General features: G+C 52.8%; 1 tRNA gene and 1 rRNA gene. Both read left to right on the top strand.

What is annotated here, in order from left to right:
• The first annotated feature begins 13 nt into the window (after positions 1-13).
• Positions 14-89, top strand: a tRNA-Ala gene (locus tag AB3X98_RS41855).
• A gap of 306 nt (positions 90-395) precedes the next feature.
• Positions 396-3,275: ribosomal RNA gene (locus tag AB3X98_RS41850) — 23S ribosomal RNA — on the top strand.
• Positions 3,276-3,347: the final 72 nt, after the last annotated feature.

Genomic DNA, 3,347 nt, shown 5'->3' with positions numbered 1-3,347 from the left:
AGTATGTGTGACTGGGGGATTAGCTCAGCTGGGAGAGCACCTGCTTTGCAAGCAGGGGGTCGTCGGTTCGATCCCGTCATCCTCCACCAATCCTCAATGCACAGCGTTCTGCACGAAGCAGAACCTTTTGCATTGGCGATTGAGCCAGTCAGAGCGGTATGACGCATCACTGCGAAATATCGGCTGTCGTTCTTTAACAATCAGGAAGAAGTAGTAAAGAGATTCATCCAAAAGTGTCTAGAGATGGGCATGAGTAGGTGAATCAGGGTTGTGATTGTATCGATGTATTTTTAAGTGATCGAAAGATTGCCTTGAAATACGGCGCAACACGAATACTCAACCTGTAGCGAGCGTGAATCGCACGAGCAATCGTGACCGAGACACACCCGTTATAGGGTCAAGCGAACAAGTGCATGTGGTGGATGCCTTGGCGATCACAGGCGATGAAGGACGCGGTAGCCTGCGAAAAGCGGTGGGGAGCTGGCAAACGAGCTTTGATCCACCGATATCCGAATGGGGAAACCCACTCCGAATGGAGTATCCATGGCTGAATACATAGGCCATGCGAAGCGAACGCGGCGAACTGAAACATCTAAGTAGCCGCAGGAAAAGAAATCAACCGAGATTCCCAAAGTAGTGGCGAGCGAAATGGGACCAGCCTGTACTCTTTATCTGTACCGTCAGCCAAACGCTCTGGAAAGTGCGGCCATAGTGGGTGATAGCCCCGTAGGCGAAGGCGGAATGGAAGAACTAGGTGTACGACAAGTAGGGCGGGACACGTGAAATCCTGTCTGAAGATGGGGGGACCATCCTCCAAGGCTAAATACTCGTGATCGACCGATAGTGAACCAGTACCGTGAGGGAAAGGCGAAAAGAACCCCGGGAGGGGAGTGAAACAGATCCTGAAACCGCATGCATACAAACAGTCGGAGCCTCGCAAGGGGTGACGGCGTACCTTTTGTATAATGGGTCAGCGACTTACATTCAGTGGCAAGCTTAACCGAATAGGGCAGGCGTAGCGAAAGCGAGTCCGAACAGGGCGTCCAGTCGCTGGGTGTAGACCCGAAACCAGGTGATCTATCCATGGCCAGGTTGAAGGCACGGTAACACGTGCTGGAGGACCGAACCCACTAACGTTGAAAAGTTAGGGGATGAGCTGTGGATAGGGGTGAAAGGCTAAACAAACCTGGAAATAGCTGGTTCTCTCCGAAAACTATTTAGGTAGTGCCTCGTGTATCACCTTCGGGGGTAGAGCACTGTCATGGTTGATGGGTCCATTGCGGATTACGTCGCCATAGCAAACTCCGAATACCGAAGAGTGCAATCACGGGAGACAGACATCGGGTGCTAACGTCCGGTGTCAAGAGGGAAACAACCCAGACCGCCAGCTAAGGTCCCCAAATATGGCTAAGTGGGAAACGAAGTGGGAAGGCTAAAACAGTCAGGAGGTTGGCTTAGAAGCAGCCACCCTTTAAAGAAAGCGTAATAGCTCACTGATCGAGTCGTCCTGCGCGGAAGATGTAACGGGGCTAAGCCATATACCGAAGCTGCGGATGCACATTTATGTGCATGGTAGGAGAGCGTTCCGTAAGCCTGCGAAGGTGCGTTGAAAAGCGTGCTGGAGGTATCGGAAGTGCGAATGCTGACATGAGTAGCGATAAAGGGGGTGAAAGGCCCCCTCGCCGTAAGCCCAAGGTTTCCTACGCAACGTTCATCGGCGTAGGGTGAGTCGGCCCCTAAGGCGAGGCAGAAATGCGTAGCTGATGGGAAGCAGGTCAATATTCCTGCACCATTGTTGAATGCGATGGGGGGACGGATCGCGGAAGGTTGTCCGGGTGTTGGAAGTCCCGGTCCTTGCATTGGAGAAGGCGCTTTGGCAAATCCGGGCGCGGGATTCAAGGGTGTGAGGCCAGTCTCTTCGGAGACGAAGCAACTGGAAGTGGTTCCAAGAAAAGCCTCTAAGCTTCAGTTCAACAGTGACCGTACCGCAAACCGACACAGGTGGGCGAGATGAGTATTCTAAGGCGCTTGAGAGAACTCGGGAGAAGGAACTCGGCAAATTGGTACCGTAACTTCGGGATAAGGTACGCCCTGGTAGCTTGACTGGCTTGCGCCAGAAGGGTGAAGGGGTTGCAATAAACTGGTGGCTGCGACTGTTTAATAAAAACACAGCACTCTGCAAACACGAAAGTGGACGTATAGGGTGTGACGCCTGCCCGGTGCCGGAAGATTAAATGATGGGGTGCAAGCTCTTGATTGAAGTCCCGGTAAACGGCGGCCGTAACTATAACGGTCCTAAGGTAGCGAAATTCCTTGTCGGGTAAGTTCCGACCTGCACGAATGGCGTAACGATGGCCACACTGTCTCCTCCCGAGACTCAGCGAAGTTGAAGTGTTTGTGATGATGCAATCTCCCCGCGGCTAGACGGAAAGACCCCATGAACCTTTACTGTAGCTTTGCATTGGACTTTGAACCGGTTTGTGTAGGATAGGTGGGAGGCTGTGAAGTGTGGACGCTAGTCTGCATGGAGCCGTCCTTGAAATACCACCCTGATCTGTTTGAGGTTCTAACCTTGGTCCGTGATCCGGATCGGGGACAGTGCATGGTAGGCAGTTTGACTGGGGCGGTCTCCTCCCAAAGGGTAACGGAGGAGTACGAAGGTACGCTAGGTACGGTCGGAAATCGTGCTGATAGTGCAATGGCATAAGCGTGCTTGACTGTGAGACTCACAAGTCGAACAGGTGCGAAAGCAGGTCATAGTGATCCGGTGGTTCTGTATGGAAGGGCCATCGCTCAACGGATAAAAGGTACTCTGGGGATAACAGGCTGATACCGCCCAAGAGTTCATATCGACGGCGGTGTTTGGCACCTCGATGTCGGCTCATCTCATCCTGGGGCTGTAGCCGGTCCCAAGGGTATGGCTGTTCGCCATTTAAAGAGGTACGTGAGCTGGGTTTAAAACGTCGTGAGACAGTTTGGTCCCTATCTGCCGTGGGCGCTGGAAGTTTGAGGGGGCCTGCTCCTAGTACGAGAGGACCGGAGTGGACGAACCTCTGGTGTACCGGTTGTGACGCCAGTCGCATCGCCGGGTAGCTATGTTCGGAAGAGATAACCGCTGAAAGCATCTAAGCGGGAAACTCGCCTCAAGATGAGACTTCCCCGGGGACTTGATCCCCTTGAAGGGTCGTTCGAGACCAGGACGTTGATAGGTCAGGTGTGGAAGCGCAGTAATGCGTTAAGCTAACTGATACTAATTGCCCGTAAGGCTTGATCCTATAACAGGTGTGTTTTTAAAGACGCACGGTTGAGATCACGTGTCGGTCTACGTTAATGCTTCAGCATTTACG

The organism is Paraburkholderia sp. BR14312 (assembly GCF_040948675.1).
Lineage (GTDB): Bacteria > Pseudomonadota > Gammaproteobacteria > Burkholderiales > Burkholderiaceae > Paraburkholderia > Paraburkholderia nodosa_A.
This window is presented reverse-complemented; position numbering and strand designations above follow the sequence as displayed.